Genomic DNA, 17,576 nt, shown 5'->3' with positions numbered 1-17,576 from the left:
CAGCAAAAAGAACGGGGCCATGTCGGCCCCGTTTACGCTTCAGAGCTTAATAAAATGCTCGCGATAGTAAGCCAGTTCGGCGACGGATTCGCGGATATCGTCCATCGCCTGGTGAGTGCCCTGCTTTTTAAAGCCATCGAGGATTTCCGGCTTCCAACGGCGCGCCAGCTCTTTCAGGGTGCTGACGTCGAGATAGCGATAATGGAAGTAAGCTTCCAGTTCCGGCATATATTTGAACAGGAAGCGGCGGTCCTGACCGATGCTGTTGCCGCAAATTGGCGATTTTCCCGCCGGCACCCACTGCTTGAGAAACTCAATAGTGGCCAGTTCCGCTTCGCGGTCGCCCACGGTACTGGCCTTCACGCGATCGACCAGCCCGCTGCCGGTATGAGTGCGCACGTTCCATTCGTCCATTAGCGCCAGCTGAGCATCAGACTGGTGCACGGCAATGGTCGGGCCTTCTGCCAGAATATTAAGATTCGCGTCGGTGACCAGGGTGGCGATTTCGATAATGCGATCGCGCTCGGGATCCAGCCCCGTCATCTCAAGATCGATCCAAATCAGGTTGTTTTCATCTGCACTCATGCTATTTTCCACCCTTCTTGCGTGACTATATTCATCTAAAATAGCGTGTATCATAGAGGTTTTGCCCCATCAGGGCGACCAGGAGCCAGTTCGATTGAGTAAAAATAAGCTCTCCAAAGGCCAGCAGCGCCGCGTCAAGGCCAACCACCAGCGCCGCCTGAAAACGACTTCGGAGAAGGCCGACTACGATGACAACCTGTTTGGCGAGCCTTCTGAAGGTATCGTCATCAGCCGTTTTGGTATGCATGCCGATGTCGAATCCGCGGATGGCACGACCCACCGCTGCAACATTCGCCGGACCATTCGTTCCCTGGTGACCGGCGACCGCGTGGTCTGGCGGCCAGGTAAAGACGCCGCCGACGGGGTCAACGTCAAAGGTATCGTCGAAGCGGTACATGAACGCGCCTCGGTGTTAACGCGCCCGGACTTTTACGACGGCGTGAAGCCTATCGCGGCAAATATCGACCAAATCGTCGTGGTTTCGGCCATTTTACCCGAACTGTCGCTCAATATTATCGATCGCTATCTGGTGGCCTGCGAAGCGCAGAATATCGAACCGTTACTGGTACTGAATAAGATAGACCTGCTGGACGATGACGGCATGGCCTTCGTCAACGAGCAGATGGATATCTATCGCCAGATCGGTTATCCGGTATTGATGGTATCCAGCCATACTCAGGACGGCCTGAAGCCGCTTGAAGAGGCGCTGACCGGGCGCATCAGCATCTTTGCCGGCCAGTCCGGGGTGGGTAAATCCAGCCTGCTGAACACGCTGCTGGGACTGCGGGATGAGCAAATCCTGACGAACGACGTCTCCGATGTGTCAGGGCTCGGCCAGCACACCACCACCGCCGCGCGTCTTTATCACTTCCCGCACGGCGGCGATGTGATCGACTCCCCGGGCGTGCGCGAGTTCGGGCTGTGGCATCTTGACGCGGAACAAATCACCAACGGCTTTGTCGAATTCCATGATTATTTAGGCCATTGCAAGTATCGCGACTGCAAGCACGACACCGACCCAGGTTGCGCCATTCGCGAAGCGGTAGAAAAAGGCGCTATCGCCGAAAGCCGTTTCGCCAACTATCACCGCATCCTGGAAAGTATGGAACAGGTGCAGGTAAAAACGCGTAAAAGCTTTTCATCAACCGACGACTGACATTTAAGCTGTCGTCGCTATACGTACTCGCTTTGCCAGCAAGACGGCGCGGATACAATTCGCTGAAGTTTACGTATAGAATCGTCCCCCTTTTCAGTACCCCGCGCCAAAGCGGGGTCAGGAACGACAATTAACGGCCTGGAGGCTACCTTGTTAAACTCGTTTAAACTCTCACTGCAATACATTCTGCCTAAACTGTGGCTCACCCGCCTCGCAGGCTGGGGGGCAAGTAAACGAGCAGGCTGGCTGACTAAACTGGTTATCGATCTGTTCGTCAAATACTACAAGGTCGATATGAAAGAGGCGCAGAAGCCGGATACCGCCGCTTACCGCACCTTCAACGACTTCTTCGTCCGCCCGCTGCGTGATGACGTTCGCCCGCTCAACACCGATCCCAACGTACTGGTGATGCCGGCTGACGGCGTTATCAGCCAGCTTGGCGCTATCGAAGATGACAAAATTCTGCAGGCCAAAGGCCACAATTACACCCTGGAGGCCCTGCTGGCAGGTAACTACCAGATGGCCGACCTGTTCCGTAACGGTAGCTTCGCCACCACCTACCTGTCACCGCGCGATTATCACCGCGTGCATATGCCGTGCAACGGCATCCTGCGCGAGATGATCTACGTTCCGGGCGATCTGTTCTCGGTCAACCACCTGACGGCGCAAAACGTACCGAACCTGTTTGCCCGCAACGAGCGCGTCATCTGCCTGTTCGATACTGAATTCGGTCCAATGGCGCAGATTCTGGTGGGCGCAACGATTGTTGGCAGCATCGAGACCGTCTGGTCCGGCACCGTGACGCCGCCGCGCGAAGGCATTATCAAGCGCTGGACCTGGCCTGCGGGCGAAAGCGAAGGCTCCGTTGCGCTGTTGAAGGGTCAGGAGATGGGGCGCTTTAAGCTGGGCTCAACGGTAATTAACCTGTTTGCGCCAGGCCAGGTGAAGCTGGTTGAACAGCTGCAAAGCCTGTCAGTCACCAAAATCGGCGAACCGCTGGCGGCGGCCGTAGAAGCGGACATATCCGCGGAACCTGCGCCGTTGCCGGAAGAAGAGATCCGCGCCGAACATCGCGCCAGCCCGCTGGTTGACGACAAACAAGACGAAGGTTAATTCCTGACGACAAAGGGTTACGCCGTGCGCCTGATATACACTTTTCTGTTGGCCTTGAGCCTCAGCTTCGGGGCGTACGCAGCGACGGCCCCGGACGTCAAACAAATCACCCAGGAACTGGAACAGGCGAAGGCGGCGAAACCCGCCCAGCCTGAAACCGTTGAGGTCCTGCAAGCCGCGTTGAATGCGCTGGAAGAGCGCAATGCCTCCGTTGAGCGTGCTCGCCAGTACCAGGATGTCATCGATAATTTCCCCAAACTGTTTCAAACTCTCCGCACCCAGTTAGCGAATGTCAGCGAAACGCCGCACCAGGTACCTACCGCCCTCACCGCCGACGCGCTGAATCAGGAGATCCTGCAGGTCAGCAGCCAGCTTCTGGAAGCCAGCCGCCAGGCGCAGCAGGAGCAGGATCGGGCGCGGGAAATTGCCGACTCTCTCAACCAATTGCCTCAACAGCAAACCGACGCCCGCCGCAAGCTTAACGAAATTGAACGCCGCGTCGGCGCGCAGCCCGGCAATACGCCGCTGGCGCAGGCGCAAAATCTCGGCCTGCAGGCGGAATCCGCGCGTCTGAAAGCGCTGGTCGACGAGCTGGATCTGGCCCAACTCTCCGCTAACAACCGCCAGGAGCTGTCGCGCATCCGCTCTGAGCTGGCGCAGAAACAGAGCGAACAACTCGATGCCTACCTGCAGGCGCTGCGCAATCAGCAGAACAGCCAGCGCCAACGCGAAGCGGAAAAGGCGCTGGAGAGTACCGAGCTGTTGGCGGAAAACAGCGAAAACCTGCCGCCGGGGATCATCGACCAGTTCAAAATTAACCGCGAGCTATCGCAGGCGCTCAACCAGCAGGTCCAGCGCCTTGATCTGGTGGCCTCGCAGCAGCGGCAGGCAACCAATCAAACGCTCCAGGTGCGCCAGGCGCTGAACACCCTACGCGAACAGTCGCAGTGGCTGGGATCATCGAATCTACTCGGCGAAGCGCTTCGCGCCCAGGTCGCCCGTCTGCCGGAGCGCCCGCGCCCGCAGCAACTGGATACTGAAACGGCCCAGTTGCGCGTGCAGCGCTTGCATTACGAAGACCTGCTCAGCAAGCAGGCGCAGCTACGGCTGATTCGCCAGGCCGACGGCGAACCGCTTACCGCGGAACAAAACCGCATCCTGCAGGCGCAGCTGCGTACCCAGAGCGAGCTGCTTAACTCGCTGCTGCGCGGCGGCGATACCCTGCTGCTCGAACTGACGAAACTGAAGGTCGCCAACGGCCAGTTAGAAGACGCGCTGAAAGAGATTAATGAAGCAACCCACCGCTATCTGTTCTGGACCTCGGACGTCAGCCCGATTGGCTTCTCCTGGCCGCTGGAAGTGGTGCAGGATCTGCGTCGTCTGATCTCGCTTGATACCATCAACCAGCTCGGCAAGGCCAGCGTCATGATGCTGACCAGCAAAGAGACGCTGTTCCCGCTGTTTGGCGCGCTGGTGCTGGTGGGCTTCAGTATCTATTCGCGCCGCCACTTTACCCGCTTCCTTGAGCGCTCCAGCGCGCGGATTGGAAAGGTGACTCAGGATCACTTCTGGCTGACGCTGCGCACCGTGTTCTGGTCAATTCTGGTGGCATCTCCGCTGCCGGTATTGTGGATGACGCTCGGCTATGGATTGCAGGCGGCCTGGCCCTTCCCGCTGGCGGTCGCCATTGGCGACGGCGTGACCGCCACCGTGCCGCTACTATGGGTGGTGATGATTTGCGCCACCTTCGCCCGGCCGAATGGATTGTTCATCGCCCACTTCGGCTGGCCGCGCAACCGCGTCGCCAAAGCCATGCGTTACTACCTGATGAGCATCGGGTTGATCGTACCGCTGATTATGGCGCTGATCATGTTCGATAATCTCAACGACCGTGAATTCTCGGCCTCTCTGGGCCGCCTGTGCTTCATGCTGATATGCGGCGCGCTGGCGCTGGTTACCTTGAGCCTGAAGCACGCCGGGATCCCGCTGTATCTTGATAAAGCGGGCGACGGCGAGAACATGGTGAACCGTCTGCTGTGGAACCTGCTGCTCGGCGCGCCGCTGATCGCGATGCTGGCGGCGGCAGTGGGCTATCTTGCTACCTCGCAGGCGCTACTGGCGCGACTGGAAACCTCGGTTGCCATCTGGTTCCTGCTGTTGGTGGTCTACCATATCATCCGCCGTTGGATGCTGATTCAGCGTCGGCGTCTGGCCTTCGATCGCGCCAAACACCGCCGGGCGGAAATCCTCGCCCAGCGCGCCCGCGGCGAAGAAGATACCGCCCACTCCACCAGCACCGAAGGCTCGGTCGAAGCGGAAGTCAGCGAAGTCGACCTCGACGCCATCAGTACCCAGTCCCTGCGCCTGGTCCGTTCGCTGCTGATGCTGATAGCCCTGCTGTCGGTGATTATCCTGTGGTCGGAAATTCACTCGGCATTCGGCTTCCTCGAAAATATCTCGCTGTGGGACGTGACCTCCACGGTACAGGGCGTCGAAAGTCTTGAGCCCATTACCCTCGGCGCGGTATTGATCGCCATTCTGGTGCTGATTATCACCACCCAGCTGGTGCGCAATCTCCCGGCGCTGCTGGAACTGGCGATTCTGCAACATCTGGATTTGACGCCGGGTACCGGCTACGCCATCACCACCATCACCAAATATCTGTTGATGCTGATCGGCGGACTGGTTGGCTTCTCGATGATTGGTATTGAGTGGTCGAAACTGCAGTGGCTGGTGGCGGCGCTCAGCGTCGGTCTAGGTTTTGGTCTACAGGAAATCTTCGCCAACTTTATCTCCGGCCTGATTATCCTGTTTGAGAAACCGATCCGTATCGGCGATACGGTCACTATCCGTAGCCTGACCGGTAGCGTGACGAAAATAAATACCCGCGCCACCACCATCAGCGACTGGGACCGTAAAGAAATCATCGTGCCGAACAAAGCGTTCATCACCGAACAGTTCATCAACTGGTCGCTGTCGGATTCGGTCACCCGTGTGGTGTTGACTATCCCGGCGCCCGCGGAGGCCAATACGGAAGAGGTCACACAGATTCTGTTGACCGCCGCTCATCGCTGCTCGCTGGTGATTGATACCCCGGCGCCGGAAGCGTTTCTCGTTGACCTGCAGCAGGGGATTCAGATTTTCGAGCTGCGTATTTACGCCGCCGAGATGGGCCACCGTATGCCGCTGCGTCATGAGCTGCATCAACTGATTCTTGCCGGTTACCGCGCGCACGGCATCGACATGCCGTTCCCACCGTTCCAGATGCGTCTGGAAAGCCTGGATGGTCTGCGCAGCAGTCAGCCGCTGAACTCAGCGGGTAAAAGCAGCCGTACCCCAGGAAGTTTGTAAGCACTAACTAGCCCGGTGAGCGATTCACCGGGCATTCTCTTTCTTAACCCTCCGCCAGGGCTACCTGTACCGCCGTTCTCTGACGATAGTTCTCGTAGATCCCTAATGCCAACAGCGAGAAGAAAATCGGCCCGCCGACCATCCATAGCGTACTGTTCCAGTCACCGGAATCCATCACCGGCTGAATAACGGTGAAGATATTGGCGAACGCTACCACCAGCACCACAACCATCGTTGCCAGCAGCGTACTCACCCGGCTTTTAAACATCACAAAGGGGCGATCGAGGCCAGCTTTGGCCTTAAAGAACGGAAACGCGATTGCCAGGAACAGATACGGCAAGGTCATCGAGACGTTAGCCATCAGCGTAAGCTTGTTATAAAACGCCGAGGCGGTATCGCCGCCGAAAGAGACCAGCAGAATAAACAGACTCACCAGCAGGCATTGCAGCCACATGGCGTTAGCCGGCATACCATTGGCGTTGACTTTGGTCATCATCGTCGGCCACAGCGCTTTCGGCGTCCCCTGAATAATCGCCTTCAGCGGTGAATAGCTCAGGGTGAAGAATGCGCCGGTATAGGCGAGGAACATCGACAACCCGGTAATGCGCGCAAACCATACGCCGGTCAGCGCCGCCGCCTGCGGCGACAGATGCAGCGCTTGTCCAAGCGTTGCGCCAAGGCTGGTCATCAACACATAGGTGATATTGCCGAGGTTGGTACTGTGGTTGCTCAATACCTGCTGCCAGTTGGCGCTGACGCCCCACAGCACGATGGCCAGCGAGTAGCCGATCGAAATCACCAGCGCGGCGATAATAATGCCTTTGGCAAAGTTCTTTTCCGGCTTCTCGGTTTTATCCACCAGCCCGCCGACCGCTTCAATCCCACCATAGGCGAAAATGGCGAACACCACGAAAGACAGCATCGCCAGACCCGATTGATATCCTGGATTCGGCGACGCGGTGAAATCCAGCGGCTGGGCGAAATGGCCGCCGTTCAGTAGCAGAATCGCCCCGCTCACCAGCAGCAGTACCAGATTCAGGCACATCACCGCGATGCCGCCGACGGCGGTAATTTTGGCAATCTTATTTATCCCTTTCGCCGCCACCAGCGTCACCAGCACCATCCAGCAGGCGGCCAGCACGCCGACGGTTTGCGTCGAGGTTAAGCCGGCAAAAGCCCAGCTCTGAGTTTTATCCGCGCCGAACAGAAAAGTCGAAAACGGGACCCAAATTTTCGCCGCGGTGCTGACCATCCACACCACATAGGATGAAAACCACATAAAGGTGCCAATAAATGCAAAGCGCGGCCCGACGCTACGATTCATCCACGAATAGATCCCGCCCTCTTCCTTACGATAGGCCGAGCCCATCTCCGCCATCATTAAGGCGAAAGGAATAAAGAAAAACAGCGCTGAGAAAAGATAAAACGGCATCGCGCTATAACCCATCAGATAAAACGCCGAAGGGCTATTGGCAAAGCCAAACACCGAAGTGAAGATCATTAATATCAGCCCAATCAGGCTCATCTTCTTGATTTGTTGAGGCATAAACCGATCCAAACGTGAGCGTCGCCGAACGACGTCGCCAGGTAAGCAGAAATAGAACGCGGATCCTAGCAATATTCCAGTTTGAAATTGTGGTTATTAGGGCTAATGCAGTCGGGAGAACTGTAAAAATCTTTGAATGAAGGGGATAACGCTAACGGCGGGAAACGGCTTCCCTCTCCTCATGAAAGGGAAGCGCAGTTAATCAGGCGCGATCGACGGTGAACGAGATCACTTCGCCGATGGTCTCTACCCCCAGTGCCAGCATCACTAGGCGGTCTACGCCCAGCGCGACGCCGGAACAATCCGGCAGGCCGGCTTCCAGCGCGGCCAACAGGTTATAGTCGATGGGCTGCTCCGGCAGGCCGCGGGCCGCACGTTTGCGGTTGTCCTGCTCAAAACGCTGCTGTTGTTCGCGCGCGTCGGTTAGTTCATGGAAACCGTTCGCCAGCTCCATCCCCTTGTAGTAGACCTCAAAGCGTTCGGCGACGCGGTGATCTTCGGTGCTGATCTGCGCCAACGAAGCCTGGCTTGCCGGGAAGTGATAGACGAAAGTCGGACGTTCTTTACCGATGTGCGGCTCTACGCCCATGGTGAACAGCAGCTGCAGCAACGTATCGCGATCTTCTTCCGTATCAGCGATATTACTGAGATCGAGTTTTGCCGCCACTTCACGCAGCTGGGTTTTGTCCGCCGACAGCGGATCGATCTCCAGATAGCGCTGGAAGGCCTGTTGATAAGAGAGGCTTTCCGCGGGTTGGCACTCGAGCACCTGCTGCAGTAAATCGTCAACTTCGTTAATCAGACGGTACATGTCGTAGCACGGACGGTACCACTCCAGCATGGTGAACTCTGGATTGTGGTGGCGGCCCATCTCTTCATTGCGAAAGCTTCGGCACAGCTGAAATACCGGCCCGCACCCGGCGGCCAGCAGCCGCTTCATGTGGTATTCCGGGCTGGTCATCAGATACAGATTCAGACCCTGAGAGTGGCCGGGGCCGACGAAACGGGTTTCAAACGGGAACATGTGGATATCGGTCACCGTTGCCTGACTCATACAAGGCGTTTCCACCTCCAGCACGCCGCGGTCGGTAAAGAAACGGCGAATTTCCGCCATTACAGCCGCACGTTTTAACAGATTTGGAATGGATGCGCTCGGCTGCCAGGTTGCCGTCTCGCTCATGGTACTTTTCTCCGATTTCATACAAGGGCACGAAGTCTACTCGCAACCGTCGAGTGAAACAAATTTTGTGCAATCCGGCGGCGATATTACATCCTGATAATTTATTGCTAACTTAATTGCATAAATAAAATTGATAAATCAGCGCACGGATTGATAAAAAAATCGAACGCGTCAATTTTCCCCAACATCCCTATGGCTATACTCATTTACCTATAAAGGAGCAGTGATACTTTTTCGCCAGCCCGGCGGCGAAATACACAAAAACTGGAGGAATGTCGTGCAAACTTTTCAAGCCGATCTTGTCGTCATTGGCGCAGGCGGAGCAGGTCTTCGCGCAGCCATCGCCGCTGCGCAGGCTAATCCAAAAGCCAAAATCGCACTGATTTCAAAAGTCTATCCAATGCGTAGCCATACCGTCGCCGCTGAAGGCGGTTCTGCGGCGGTCGCGCAGGATCACGATAGCTTTGAATACCATTTTCACGACACCGTCGCCGGCGGCGACTGGCTCTGTGAACAGGATGTCGTAGACTATTTCGTACACCACTGCCCCACGGAAATGACCCAGCTTGAGCTGTGGGGCTGCCCGTGGAGCCGCCGCCCGGACGGCAGCGTCAACGTTCGCCGCTTCGGCGGGATGAAAATCGAACGTACATGGTTCGCCGCCGATAAAACCGGCTTCCATATGCTGCATACCCTCTTCCAGACCTCCCTCCAGTTCCCGCAAATTCAACGTTTCGACGAGCACTTCGTGCTGGATATTCTGGTCGATGACGGCCAGGCCCGCGGCCTGGTGGCAATGAATATGATGGAAGGCACGCTGGTGCAAATTCGCGCCAATGCGGTCGTCATGGCTACCGGCGGCGCTGGCCGCGTCTATCGCTATAACACCAACGGCGGCATCGTCACCGGCGATGGCATGGGCATGGCGCTGGGCCACGGCGTCCCGCTGCGCGACATGGAGTTCGTCCAGTATCACCCAACCGGCCTGCCGGGCTCGGGGATCCTGATGACCGAAGGCTGCCGCGGCGAAGGCGGTATTCTGGTGAATAAGAACGGCTATCGCTACCTGCAGGATTACGGCATGGGGCCGGAAACGCCGCTCGGCGAGCCGAAAAACAAATACATGGAACTCGGCCCGCGCGATAAAGTTTCTCAAGCCTTCTGGCACGAGTGGCGCAAAGGCAACACCATTCCGACGCCGCGCGGCGACGTGGTTTATCTCGACCTGCGTCATCTCGGCGAGAAGAAACTGCTTGAACGCCTACCGTTCATCTGCGAACTGGCGAAAGCCTATGTTGGCGTCGATCCGGTGAAAGAGCCCATTCCGGTGCGCCCGACCGCCCACTACACGATGGGAGGCATCGAAACTGACCAACAGTGCGAAACCCGCATCAAGGGCCTGTTCGCCGTCGGAGAATGTTCCTCCGTCGGTCTCCATGGCGCCAACCGTCTGGGATCCAACTCGCTCGCCGAGCTGGTGGTCTTTGGCCGCCTTGCCGGTGAGCAAGCCATGCAGCGCGCAATGGCCGCGGGCGAAGCCAACAACGCGGCGCTGGATGCGCAGGTCAACGACGTTGAAAACCGTCTTAAAGATCTCGTTAACCAGCAGGGCAATGAAAACTGGGCCAAAATCCGCGATGAAATGGGTATGTCGATGGAAGAAGGCTGCGGTATCTATCGCACGCCGGAGCTGATGCAGAAAACCATCGATAAGCTGGCCGAGCTGCAGGAGCGCTTTAAGCGCGTGCGTATCACCGACACCTCCAGCGTGTTTAATACCGACCTGCTCTACACCATTGAGCTGGGCCATGGTCTCAACGTCGCCGAATGTATGGCGCACTCCGCTATCGCGCGTAAAGAGTCACGCGGCGCCCACCAGCGCCTCGATGAAGGCTGCACTGAACGCGACGACGTCAATTTCCTCAAGCATACGCTCGCCTTCCGTGAGGCCGACGGCAGCACGCGCCTGGAGTATGGCGATGTGAAGATTACCACTCTGCCGCCTGCTAAACGCGTCTATGGCGCCGAAGCGGAAGCCGCTGAGAAGAAGGAGACGACCCATGGCTGAGATGAACAAACTGAAAGTTGAAGTGGTGCGCTACAACCCGGAAGTCGACACCGCGCCGCACAGCGCTTTCTATGAAGTCCCCTACGACGAACAAACCTCGCTGCTCGACGCGCTGGGCTATATCAAAGATAACCTTGCGCCGGATTTAAGCTACCGCTGGTCGTGCCGCATGGCGATCTGCGGCTCCTGCGGCATGATGGTCAACAAGGTGCCCAAACTGGCCTGTAAAACCTTCCTGCGCGATTATACCAAAGGGTTGAAGGTCGAAGCGCTGGCCAACTTCCCGATTGAGCGCGATCTGGTGGTCGATATGACCCACTTTATCGAAAGCCTGGAAGCGATTAAGCCGTATATCATCGGAAATAACCGCACGCCGGATCAGGGGCCAAATAAACAAACTCCGGCGCAGATGGCGAAATACCATCAGTTCTCCGGCTGCATCAACTGCGGTCTGTGCTATGCCGCCTGTCCGCAGTTTGGTCTGAATCCGGAGTTCATTGGCCCGGCGGCGATCACCCTCGCCCATCGTTACAACGAAGACAGCCGCGACCACGGCAAAAAGGAACGTATGGCGCAGCTCAACGGCCAGAACGGCGTGTGGAGCTGTACTTTCGTTGGCTTCTGCTCCGAAGTTTGTCCGAAGCATGTCGACCCGGCGGCCGCCATTCAGCAGGGTAAGGTAGAAAGTTCGAAAGACTTCCTGATCGCCACCCTGAAACCACGCTAAGGAGTGCACTATGACGACTAAACGCAAACCCTACGTGCGGCCCATGACCTCCACCTGGTGGAAGAAGCTGCCGTTTTATCGCTTCTATATGCTGCGTGAAGGGACGGCGGTGCCGACGGTCTGGTTCAGCATCGTGCTAATTTACGGCTTGTTCGCCCTCAAGCACGGCGCCGAAAGCTGGGATGGCTATGTGGCCTTCCTGCAAAACCCGATTGTGGTGATCCTCAACCTGATCACCCTCGCAGCCGCGCTGCTGCACACCAAAACCTGGTTTGAGCTGGCGCCGAAAGCCGCCAACATCATTGTTAAAGGCGAGAAAATGGGGCCTGAGCCGCTGATTAAAGGGCTGTGGGCGGTTACGGCGCTGGTCAGCATCGTGATCCTGTTTGTCGCGTTGTTCTGGTAAGGAGGCTGATATGATTAATCCCAATCCAAAACGTTCCGATGAACCGGTGTTCTGGGGGCTATTTGGCGCAGGCGGTATGTGGGGGGCGATTATCGCGCCGGTGATGGTGCTGCTGGTCGGCATTCTACTGCCGCTGGGGCTCGCGCCTGGCGATGCTTTCAGCTACGAACGCGTTTACGCCTTCGCCCATAGCTTCATCGGTCGCCTCTTTATCTTCCTGATGATTGTTCTGCCGCTGTGGTGCGGCCTGCACCGTATCCACCATGCGATGCATGACCTGAAAATCCACGTGCCGAACGGCAAATGGGTCTTCTATGGCCTGGCGGCGATTTTAACCGTCGTCACCCTGGTCGGCGTGTTATTTATCTGATGCAACATCTCGCCCGGTAGCAATCTGTTACCGGGCTCGCTTATCGACAAAATCACCCTACTTTTTTCCTGCCGCTATCTACACTTAGAGAAAAAGCGGTAAGGAAAATACCTATGCGTCTGCTGCCAGTGTTAACCGTGGTTATCGCGTCATTGCTGAGCGTTGCGTGCAGCAATCCCGTTCCTCCCGCTGGCGTGACCGTCGTCAGCCCATTTGAAAGCCAACGCTTCCTCGGCACCTGGTATGAAATCGCCCGCTTCGATCATCATTTCGAAAGCGGGCTGGAAAAGGTTACGGCGACTTACAGCCTGCGCGGCGATGGCGGCATTGATGTGGTCAATAAAGGTTATAACCCTGACCGCGGCATCTGGCAGAAAACAGACGGCGTTGCCTGGTTCACCGGCGATCCCAACCGCGCGGCGCTGAAGGTCTCTTTCTTCGGCCCCTTCTATGGCGGCTACAACGTCATTGCGCTGGATAAAGAGTACCGCCATGCGCTGGTTTGCGGGCCGGATCGTGATTACCTGTGGCTACTGGCGCGCACGCCGAAGATTTCGCCGCAGGTGAAACAGCAGATGCTGGATATCGCCACCCGACAGGGCTTCGACGTAAGCAAACTGATTTGGGTTAATCAGCGCTATTAATGCGCGCTCATTTTCAGCCCGATAATGCCGATCACAATACAGGCCAGGCTCGCGATACGCATCGGGCTTGCGGATTCGCCCAGCAGCACAATGCCGGTTATCGCTGCGCCAACGGCGCCGATCCCGGTCCACACCGCATAAGCGGTACCCACCGGCAGTGATTTCATCGCCCACGATAGCAGCGCCATACTGACGACCATAGCAGCAATAGTAATCACGCTTGGCAGCAGACGGCTAAATCCATGGGTATATTTGAGGCCGACGGCCCACACGACTTCCAGCAAACCGGCGATAAAGAGAATGATCCAGGACATAAGGCTCCAGTAATGGGGCCGTCCCCGAATGAGATACGCTCACGGGTCGTCCCGCAAGGTGGTTGAAAACGCCGGGATTATAAACAACGGCGCCGTGAATGTGAAGACCGGTACGGCGCAAGGCCGTACCGGTAATGTTTAATTCTGAGCTTTGGTCGCCGCGCCAGAGATAGCGCTGCCGCCGTCAGAGATGTCTTCACCGATACCACGCGTGGTGTTACATGCGGTGAGCACAGAGGAAAGGACCAAAACAGTAAAGAACGCCGCAATCGTTTTTTTCACCATAATATCATCCTTATAAACAGTTTTTGTTTTCTTGCCCTATAAGCATAGCCAAACTGATTCAGAATGAAGGGATAGTCGCGTTTTTTAAGAGAAAAAGAGGTTCAGGGTGAACTGAGCAAAATGAATTGCAGGGAAGGCAGATGAAATGAGACTAGCTAACGGCGTGAGAAATCGCGTGCCCCAGCCCCTGGATATCCTCGCCAATACCGCGGGCGGTATTGCATCCAGTAAGCAGCGCGCCGCTGAGCAGCAGCAAGGCAAGAAGTTTGAGCATCTGGTTCATGTTAGTTCTGGCGCGAAACTGAAGGCGCAGCAGCAAGGCTGCGCCCACCGTCTCAAAGCATGAATTACTTCACGCGAGATACGTATTCGCCGGAGCGGGTATCTACTTTGATGACTTCGCCAATCTGAACGAACAGCGGAACTTTAACCACAGCGCCAGTGGACAGAGTCGCCGGCTTGCCGCCAGTACCTGCGGTGTCGCCTTTCAGACCCGGATCGGTTTCAACGATTTCCAGTTCAACGAAGTTAGGCGGGGTCACAGCGATAGGCTGACCGTTCCACAGGGTTACGATGCACTCAGCCTGATCCAGCAGCCATTTAGCATTGTCGCCGATAGCTTTAGCATCAGCAGACAGCTGTTCGAAGGTTTCGTTGTTCATGAAGTGCCAGAACTCACCGTCGTTGTACAGGTAAGTCAGGTTCATATCGACAACGTCCGCGCCTTCTGCAGAGTCGGTGGACTTGAAAGTTTTTTCTACACGGGTGCCGGTCAGCAGGCGACGCAGCTTAACGCGTGCGAATGCCTGACCTTTACCTGGTTTAACGAATTCGCTGGCTTCAACCGCATACGGTTCGCCATCCATCATGATTTTAAGACCAGCACGAAAATCGTTGCTATAGTAAGTCGCCATAAGGCCCTCTGAAATTGTTTAACTTGGTAGCTAAGCCACAAAATGGCGCATATTGTAACCCTAAATACCCCATCCAGAGAAGATTGGATCACGCAACTTGCCGATGTTGTGACCAGTCCCGATGAACTATTGCATCTTTTAGATCTGGAAACAGATGCAAACCTATTGGCGGGACGTGATGCGAAGCGTCTCTTCGCGCTGCGCGTGCCGCGCGCGTTTATTGCACGAATGGAGAAAGGAAATCCCCACGATCCTCTTCTTCGTCAGGTACTTACCGCGCAAGAAGAGTTTATTGCCGCTCCTGGTTTTTCCACCGATCCGCTGGAAGAGCAACACAGCGTGGTGCCCGGCCTACTGCATAAATATAGCAACCGGGCGCTATTGCTGGTGAAAGGCGGCTGCGCGGTCAACTGCCGCTACTGCTTCCGCCGTCACTTCCCCTATGCCGAGAACCAGGGTAATAAACGCAACTGGCAGGCGGCGCTGGAGTACATTGCCGCCAATCCGCAATTAGATGAGATTATTTTCTCCGGCGGCGATCCGTTGATGGCGAAAGACCACGAACTGGAGTGGCTGCTGACGCAACTGGAAGCTATCCCGCATATTAAACGGTTACGCATCCATAGCCGCTTGCCGATTGTCATTCCGGCGCGGATCACCGAAGGGCTGACGGCTCGCTTTAGCGCCTCCTCGCTGCAGATATTGTTAGTTAACCATATCAATCATGCCAACGAGATCGGCCCGGAATTCCGGGCGGCAATGGCGCTGCTACGGCAAGCGCGCGTGACGCTGCTCAACCAAAGCGTCCTGCTGCGCGGTGTTAACGACAATGCACAAACCCTGGCGAATCTCAGTAATGCGCTGTTCGATGCCGGGGTAATGCCCTACTACCTGCACGTGCTCGATAAAGTCCAGGGCGCGGCTCATTTCATGGTAGAAGACGAGGAAGCTCGTGCCATCATGCGTGAGCTATTAACGCTGGTATCCGGATATATGGTGCCAAGATTGGCACGTGAAATAGGCGGCGAACCGAGTAAAACGCCGCTGGATTTAGGTTTAAAGCAACAAAACTAAGTTTTTCTGCCGGCCCTGTCCGGCAGATACCTAAATGACAAATGCGTTTTCCTGGCAAATAATAGATATAAAATTTTTCACCAGCGTTATCCAGAAGGCAGTGTTTGCTTAACATTTATAATTATATATACGCGTATCTATTAAATGATGCGCTAATAAGACATCTAAAAAAGCAGTGAAAGTATATTGGTTGCAACCATAACAATAAACATCACCACAATCCATCTGGGTAATTTAAATGCTGTCCCTCTGCGACTTTCGATTCGATTATCACTTACAGTATCTATAACTTCGTACCTTTCACTCTCCTCGCACTCTCTATCACTTACAGGATCCTCTACATTCGCCGATGGACTCGCTTTCACCTCTTCCGCTTTGGTCACTGGTGTGATCACTGCATCCGTAGCAAGGATAAATCCGCGTTGTCTGACGGTAATAATGATATCCTGAGATAATCCAGCCTTTACCAGTGATTTTCTGAGCAATGATATATTTTGGTAAAAGGTGTTTTGCGCAACTATTACACCCCTTGTTTTCCAGACTGTTTCCAGAAATTCCTCACGTGAAATGATCCTTCCATTACTTTCTATTAGCAACAATAAACAACGAGCGGTCGGCCCATTTAAGTTAACGGTAGTGCCATTTTCATTAACAGTTCGCAACTCACTCATATTCACATCAAAAATAACTTCATCGTTAATGATGAATTCACTAAATGCCATAATGTCTTCCCTTTTTCATTAGCTATGTGAAATAAACATGAAATTAATGAAATTCCATCTTTAATGTTGAGCGAATAGCCTTGAACAGGCCTGCTATTAGATGGCTTCACATATCAATCATTGAGTCTCGATTTTGCATCCAGGATAAGACTAACATGATATTTAAACTGAATGGAAGCCAGAGACACCGCACAACATTCATCGAATCAACGCTATCACTTATAGTTCAAATAAAAATGTGAATCGTTCCTTTGAACATTAAAAAATTTATTCAATTAAAATTCACATGCATTTTCCCTAACGGCGAATTAGATTCCTCAGTGCTCCCGTCTTAGGCTAAATGCAGGCCACCATCTGCTTATTAGCCTAAGGGACAACAAGGAGTACAGAGATGGGATAGTGTAGTTCTTGGGCAATTATCGGATAATTAGACAAACCAATAATTAGCAATTAGAGCGATATCTATTTCAAGGATTACGTATTTATACATGGACAAATAAATGAAAAAAACAATCGTAGCTGTTATGGTTGCTGCATCTGCAGTTCTGAGCGCTCAGGCAATGGCAGCTAACACTGCTGAAGTGACCGTTCTGGGTGAAGTCAATGACTCCTCCTCTTCTTGCGTAGTCACCCCGACAGGTACTCTGAACAACGGCATCGTTCGTCTGACTTCTGTTACCACCAGCGAAGCGAACGCGCAGGCTGCAAACACCCTTTTCAAAAGCCAGAAGTTTGGTTTTGATGTTTCTGATTGCGCCAAAGGCAGCAGCGATCCGGCAACTGGCCTGACTGTTGCTGTTACTGGTACAACCAGCAGCGATGCGGCCATTCTGGACAACACCGCTGACGACGGCGCAGCTGGTATCGGTATCGGTATCGCGAAAGTAAGCGACGGTTCTCGTGTTAAGTTCGATGGTTCCAGCACCATGTCTGAAACCTACACTGATGGTTCCGTCACTTCCCTGAACTACTATGCTGGTTATGTGAAAGTAAATGCCACAACTGCTGTAACCGAAGGTCCAGTTAAAGGCGTTGCAACCTTTACTATCGATTACACCATCTAATTCTATTTTAAAGGGCTCGCCGTCTGGCGAGCCCTTTTTTCCGTTTAGAGAAATGCT

18 protein-coding genes are annotated in these 17,576 nt (G+C 54.9%); 10 read left to right on the top strand and 8 right to left on the bottom strand.

What is annotated here, in order from left to right:
* Positions 1 to 39 precede the first annotated feature (39 nt).
* The gene (gene orn, locus PGR23_RS14415) at positions 40 to 585 is read right to left on the bottom strand and encodes an oligoribonuclease (RefSeq protein ID WP_015704162.1); all 546 of its coding nucleotides are present in this window, start codon (positions 583 to 585) and stop codon (positions 40 to 42) included.
* A 94-nt stretch (positions 586 to 679) separates the two neighbouring features.
* On the opposite strand from orn, the gene rsgA reads away from it, so the two are divergent.
* From rsgA to mscM, 3 genes are all read left to right on the top strand, one after another.
* A complete protein-coding gene (gene rsgA, locus PGR23_RS14410; RefSeq protein ID WP_015368642.1) occupies positions 680 to 1,741 on the top strand; it encodes a small ribosomal subunit biogenesis GTPase RsgA in 1,062 nt (353 codons plus the stop codon).
* 150 nt (positions 1,742 to 1,891) lie between these two features.
* Positions 1,892 to 2,854: an archaetidylserine decarboxylase gene (asd, locus tag PGR23_RS14405; RefSeq protein ID WP_063414415.1), complete on the top strand. Its 963-nt coding sequence runs from the start codon at positions 1,892 to 1,894 to the stop codon at positions 2,852 to 2,854.
* Positions 2,855 to 2,878: 24 nt separating this feature from the next.
* The gene (mscM, locus tag PGR23_RS14400) at positions 2,879 to 6,205 is read left to right on the top strand and encodes a miniconductance mechanosensitive channel MscM (protein ID WP_047050409.1); all 3,327 of its coding nucleotides are present in this window, start codon (positions 2,879 to 2,881) and stop codon (positions 6,203 to 6,205) included.
* A gap of 43 nt (positions 6,206 to 6,248) precedes the next feature.
* Here the strand turns inward: mscM and yjeM are convergent, their stop codons facing one another.
* Positions 6,249 to 7,751, bottom strand: coding sequence for a glutamate/gamma-aminobutyrate family transporter YjeM (gene yjeM / locus PGR23_RS14395; RefSeq protein WP_396280007.1), 1,503 nt, complete (start codon positions 7,749 to 7,751; stop codon positions 6,249 to 6,251).
* 202 nt (positions 7,752 to 7,953) lie between these two features.
* Entirely contained in the window at positions 7,954 to 8,931 is a 978-nt protein-coding gene (epmA, locus tag PGR23_RS14390; protein WP_045380118.1) for an elongation factor P--(R)-beta-lysine ligase, read from the bottom strand.
* Between the two features lie 277 nt (positions 8,932 to 9,208).
* Here epmA and frdA point away from each other — a divergent pair, with 277 nt between their 5' ends.
* The 5 genes from frdA to PGR23_RS14365 all read left to right on the top strand — a co-directional run bounded on the left by frdA (position 9,209) and on the right by PGR23_RS14365 (position 13,146).
* On the top strand, positions 9,209 to 10,999 hold the full coding sequence (gene frdA, locus PGR23_RS14385) for a fumarate reductase (quinol) flavoprotein subunit (RefSeq protein ID WP_032713498.1): 1,791 nt from the start codon (positions 9,209 to 9,211) through the stop codon (positions 10,997 to 10,999).
* The gene (gene frdB / locus PGR23_RS14380) at positions 10,992 to 11,726 is read left to right on the top strand and encodes a fumarate reductase iron-sulfur protein (RefSeq protein WP_045362546.1); all 735 of its coding nucleotides are present in this window, start codon (positions 10,992 to 10,994) and stop codon (positions 11,724 to 11,726) included. Before frdA ends, frdB begins: the two co-directional genes overlap by 8 nt.
* A 10-nt stretch (positions 11,727 to 11,736) precedes the next feature.
* Positions 11,737 to 12,132, top strand: coding sequence for a fumarate reductase subunit FrdC (gene frdC / locus PGR23_RS14375; protein WP_045396402.1), 396 nt, complete (start codon positions 11,737 to 11,739; stop codon positions 12,130 to 12,132).
* Between the two features lie 10 nt (positions 12,133 to 12,142).
* Positions 12,143 to 12,502: a fumarate reductase subunit FrdD gene (gene frdD, locus PGR23_RS14370; protein WP_015368650.1), complete on the top strand. Its 360-nt coding sequence runs from the start codon at positions 12,143 to 12,145 to the stop codon at positions 12,500 to 12,502.
* A 113-nt stretch (positions 12,503 to 12,615) separates the two neighbouring features.
* The gene (locus PGR23_RS14365) at positions 12,616 to 13,146 is read left to right on the top strand and encodes a lipocalin family protein (protein WP_047046300.1); all 531 of its coding nucleotides are present in this window, start codon (positions 12,616 to 12,618) and stop codon (positions 13,144 to 13,146) included.
* Here PGR23_RS14365 and sugE read toward each other — a convergent pair.
* From sugE to efp, 4 genes are all read right to left on the bottom strand, one after another.
* The gene (gene sugE / locus PGR23_RS14360; protein ID WP_045380130.1) at positions 13,143 to 13,460 is read right to left on the bottom strand and encodes a quaternary ammonium compound efflux SMR transporter SugE; all 318 of its coding nucleotides are present in this window, start codon (positions 13,458 to 13,460) and stop codon (positions 13,143 to 13,145) included. The two genes, PGR23_RS14365 and sugE, sit on opposite strands and share 4 nt — an antisense overlap.
* A gap of 138 nt (positions 13,461 to 13,598) precedes the next feature.
* A complete protein-coding gene (gene ecnB, locus PGR23_RS14355; RefSeq protein ID WP_015368653.1) occupies positions 13,599 to 13,745 on the bottom strand; it encodes a lipoprotein toxin entericidin B in 147 nt (48 codons plus the stop codon).
* Positions 13,746 to 13,896: 151 nt separating this feature from the next.
* Positions 13,897 to 14,028, bottom strand: coding sequence for an entericidin A/B family lipoprotein (locus tag PGR23_RS14350; RefSeq protein WP_047066041.1), 132 nt, complete (start codon positions 14,026 to 14,028; stop codon positions 13,897 to 13,899).
* A 64-nt stretch (positions 14,029 to 14,092) separates the two neighbouring features.
* Positions 14,093 to 14,659 (bottom strand): elongation factor P, encoded by a 567-nt coding sequence (gene efp, locus PGR23_RS14345; protein WP_003855940.1) that lies wholly within the window; start codon positions 14,657 to 14,659, stop codon positions 14,093 to 14,095.
* 42 nt (positions 14,660 to 14,701) lie between these two features.
* Here efp and epmB point away from each other — a divergent pair, with 42 nt between their 5' ends.
* Entirely contained in the window at positions 14,702 to 15,733 is a 1,032-nt protein-coding gene (gene epmB / locus PGR23_RS14340) for an EF-P beta-lysylation protein EpmB (RefSeq protein WP_045396412.1), read from the top strand.
* A 164-nt stretch (positions 15,734 to 15,897) separates the two neighbouring features.
* Here the strand turns inward: epmB and PGR23_RS14335 are convergent, their stop codons facing one another.
* The gene (locus PGR23_RS14335) at positions 15,898 to 16,455 is read right to left on the bottom strand and encodes a winged helix-turn-helix domain-containing protein (RefSeq protein WP_045396416.1); all 558 of its coding nucleotides are present in this window, start codon (positions 16,453 to 16,455) and stop codon (positions 15,898 to 15,900) included.
* A gap of 500 nt (positions 16,456 to 16,955) precedes the next feature.
* Here PGR23_RS14335 and PGR23_RS14330 point away from each other — a divergent pair, with 500 nt between their 5' ends.
* Entirely contained in the window at positions 16,956 to 17,519 is a 564-nt protein-coding gene (locus PGR23_RS14330; RefSeq protein WP_045396419.1) for a fimbrial protein, read from the top strand.
* The last annotated feature ends 57 nt before the right edge of the window (positions 17,520 to 17,576 follow it).

This window comes from Klebsiella sp. 141162 (assembly GCF_050600755.1).
In the GTDB taxonomy this organism is placed as follows: Bacteria; Pseudomonadota; Gammaproteobacteria; order Enterobacterales; family Enterobacteriaceae; genus Klebsiella; species Klebsiella aerogenes.
This window is presented reverse-complemented; position numbering and strand designations above follow the sequence as displayed.

Coding starts and splice junctions, on each gene's coding strand:
- PGR23_RS14330 (WP_045396419.1), top strand. CDS start 16,956: ATGAAAAAAACAATCGTAGCTGTTATGGTTGCTGCATCTGCAGTTCTG.
- frdB (WP_045362546.1), top strand. CDS start 10,992: ATGGCTGAGATGAACAAACTGAAAGTTGAAGTGGTGCGCTACAACCCG.
- frdC (WP_045396402.1), top strand. CDS start 11,737: ATGACGACTAAACGCAAACCCTACGTGCGGCCCATGACCTCCACCTGG.
- orn (WP_015704162.1), bottom strand. CDS start 585: ATGAGTGCAGATGAAAACAACCTGATTTGGATCGATCTTGAGATGACG.
- ecnB (WP_015368653.1), bottom strand. CDS start 13,745: ATGGTGAAAAAAACGATTGCGGCGTTCTTTACTGTTTTGGTCCTTTCC.
- PGR23_RS14335 (WP_045396416.1), bottom strand. CDS start 16,455: ATGGCATTTAGTGAATTCATCATTAACGATGAAGTTATTTTTGATGTG.
- efp (WP_003855940.1), bottom strand. CDS start 14,659: ATGGCGACTTACTATAGCAACGATTTTCGTGCTGGTCTTAAAATCATG.
- sugE (WP_045380130.1), bottom strand. CDS start 13,460: ATGTCCTGGATCATTCTCTTTATCGCCGGTTTGCTGGAAGTCGTGTGG.
- frdD (WP_015368650.1), top strand. CDS start 12,143: ATGATTAATCCCAATCCAAAACGTTCCGATGAACCGGTGTTCTGGGGG.
- yjeM (WP_396280007.1), bottom strand. CDS start 7,751: ATGCCTCAACAAATCAAGAAGATGAGCCTGATTGGGCTGATATTAATG.
- epmA (WP_045380118.1), bottom strand. CDS start 8,931: ATGAGCGAGACGGCAACCTGGCAGCCGAGCGCATCCATTCCAAATCTG.
- PGR23_RS14350 (WP_047066041.1), bottom strand. CDS start 14,028: ATGAACCAGATGCTCAAACTTCTTGCCTTGCTGCTGCTCAGCGGCGCG.
- epmB (WP_045396412.1), top strand. CDS start 14,702: ATGGCGCATATTGTAACCCTAAATACCCCATCCAGAGAAGATTGGATC.
- PGR23_RS14365 (WP_047046300.1), top strand. CDS start 12,616: ATGCGTCTGCTGCCAGTGTTAACCGTGGTTATCGCGTCATTGCTGAGC.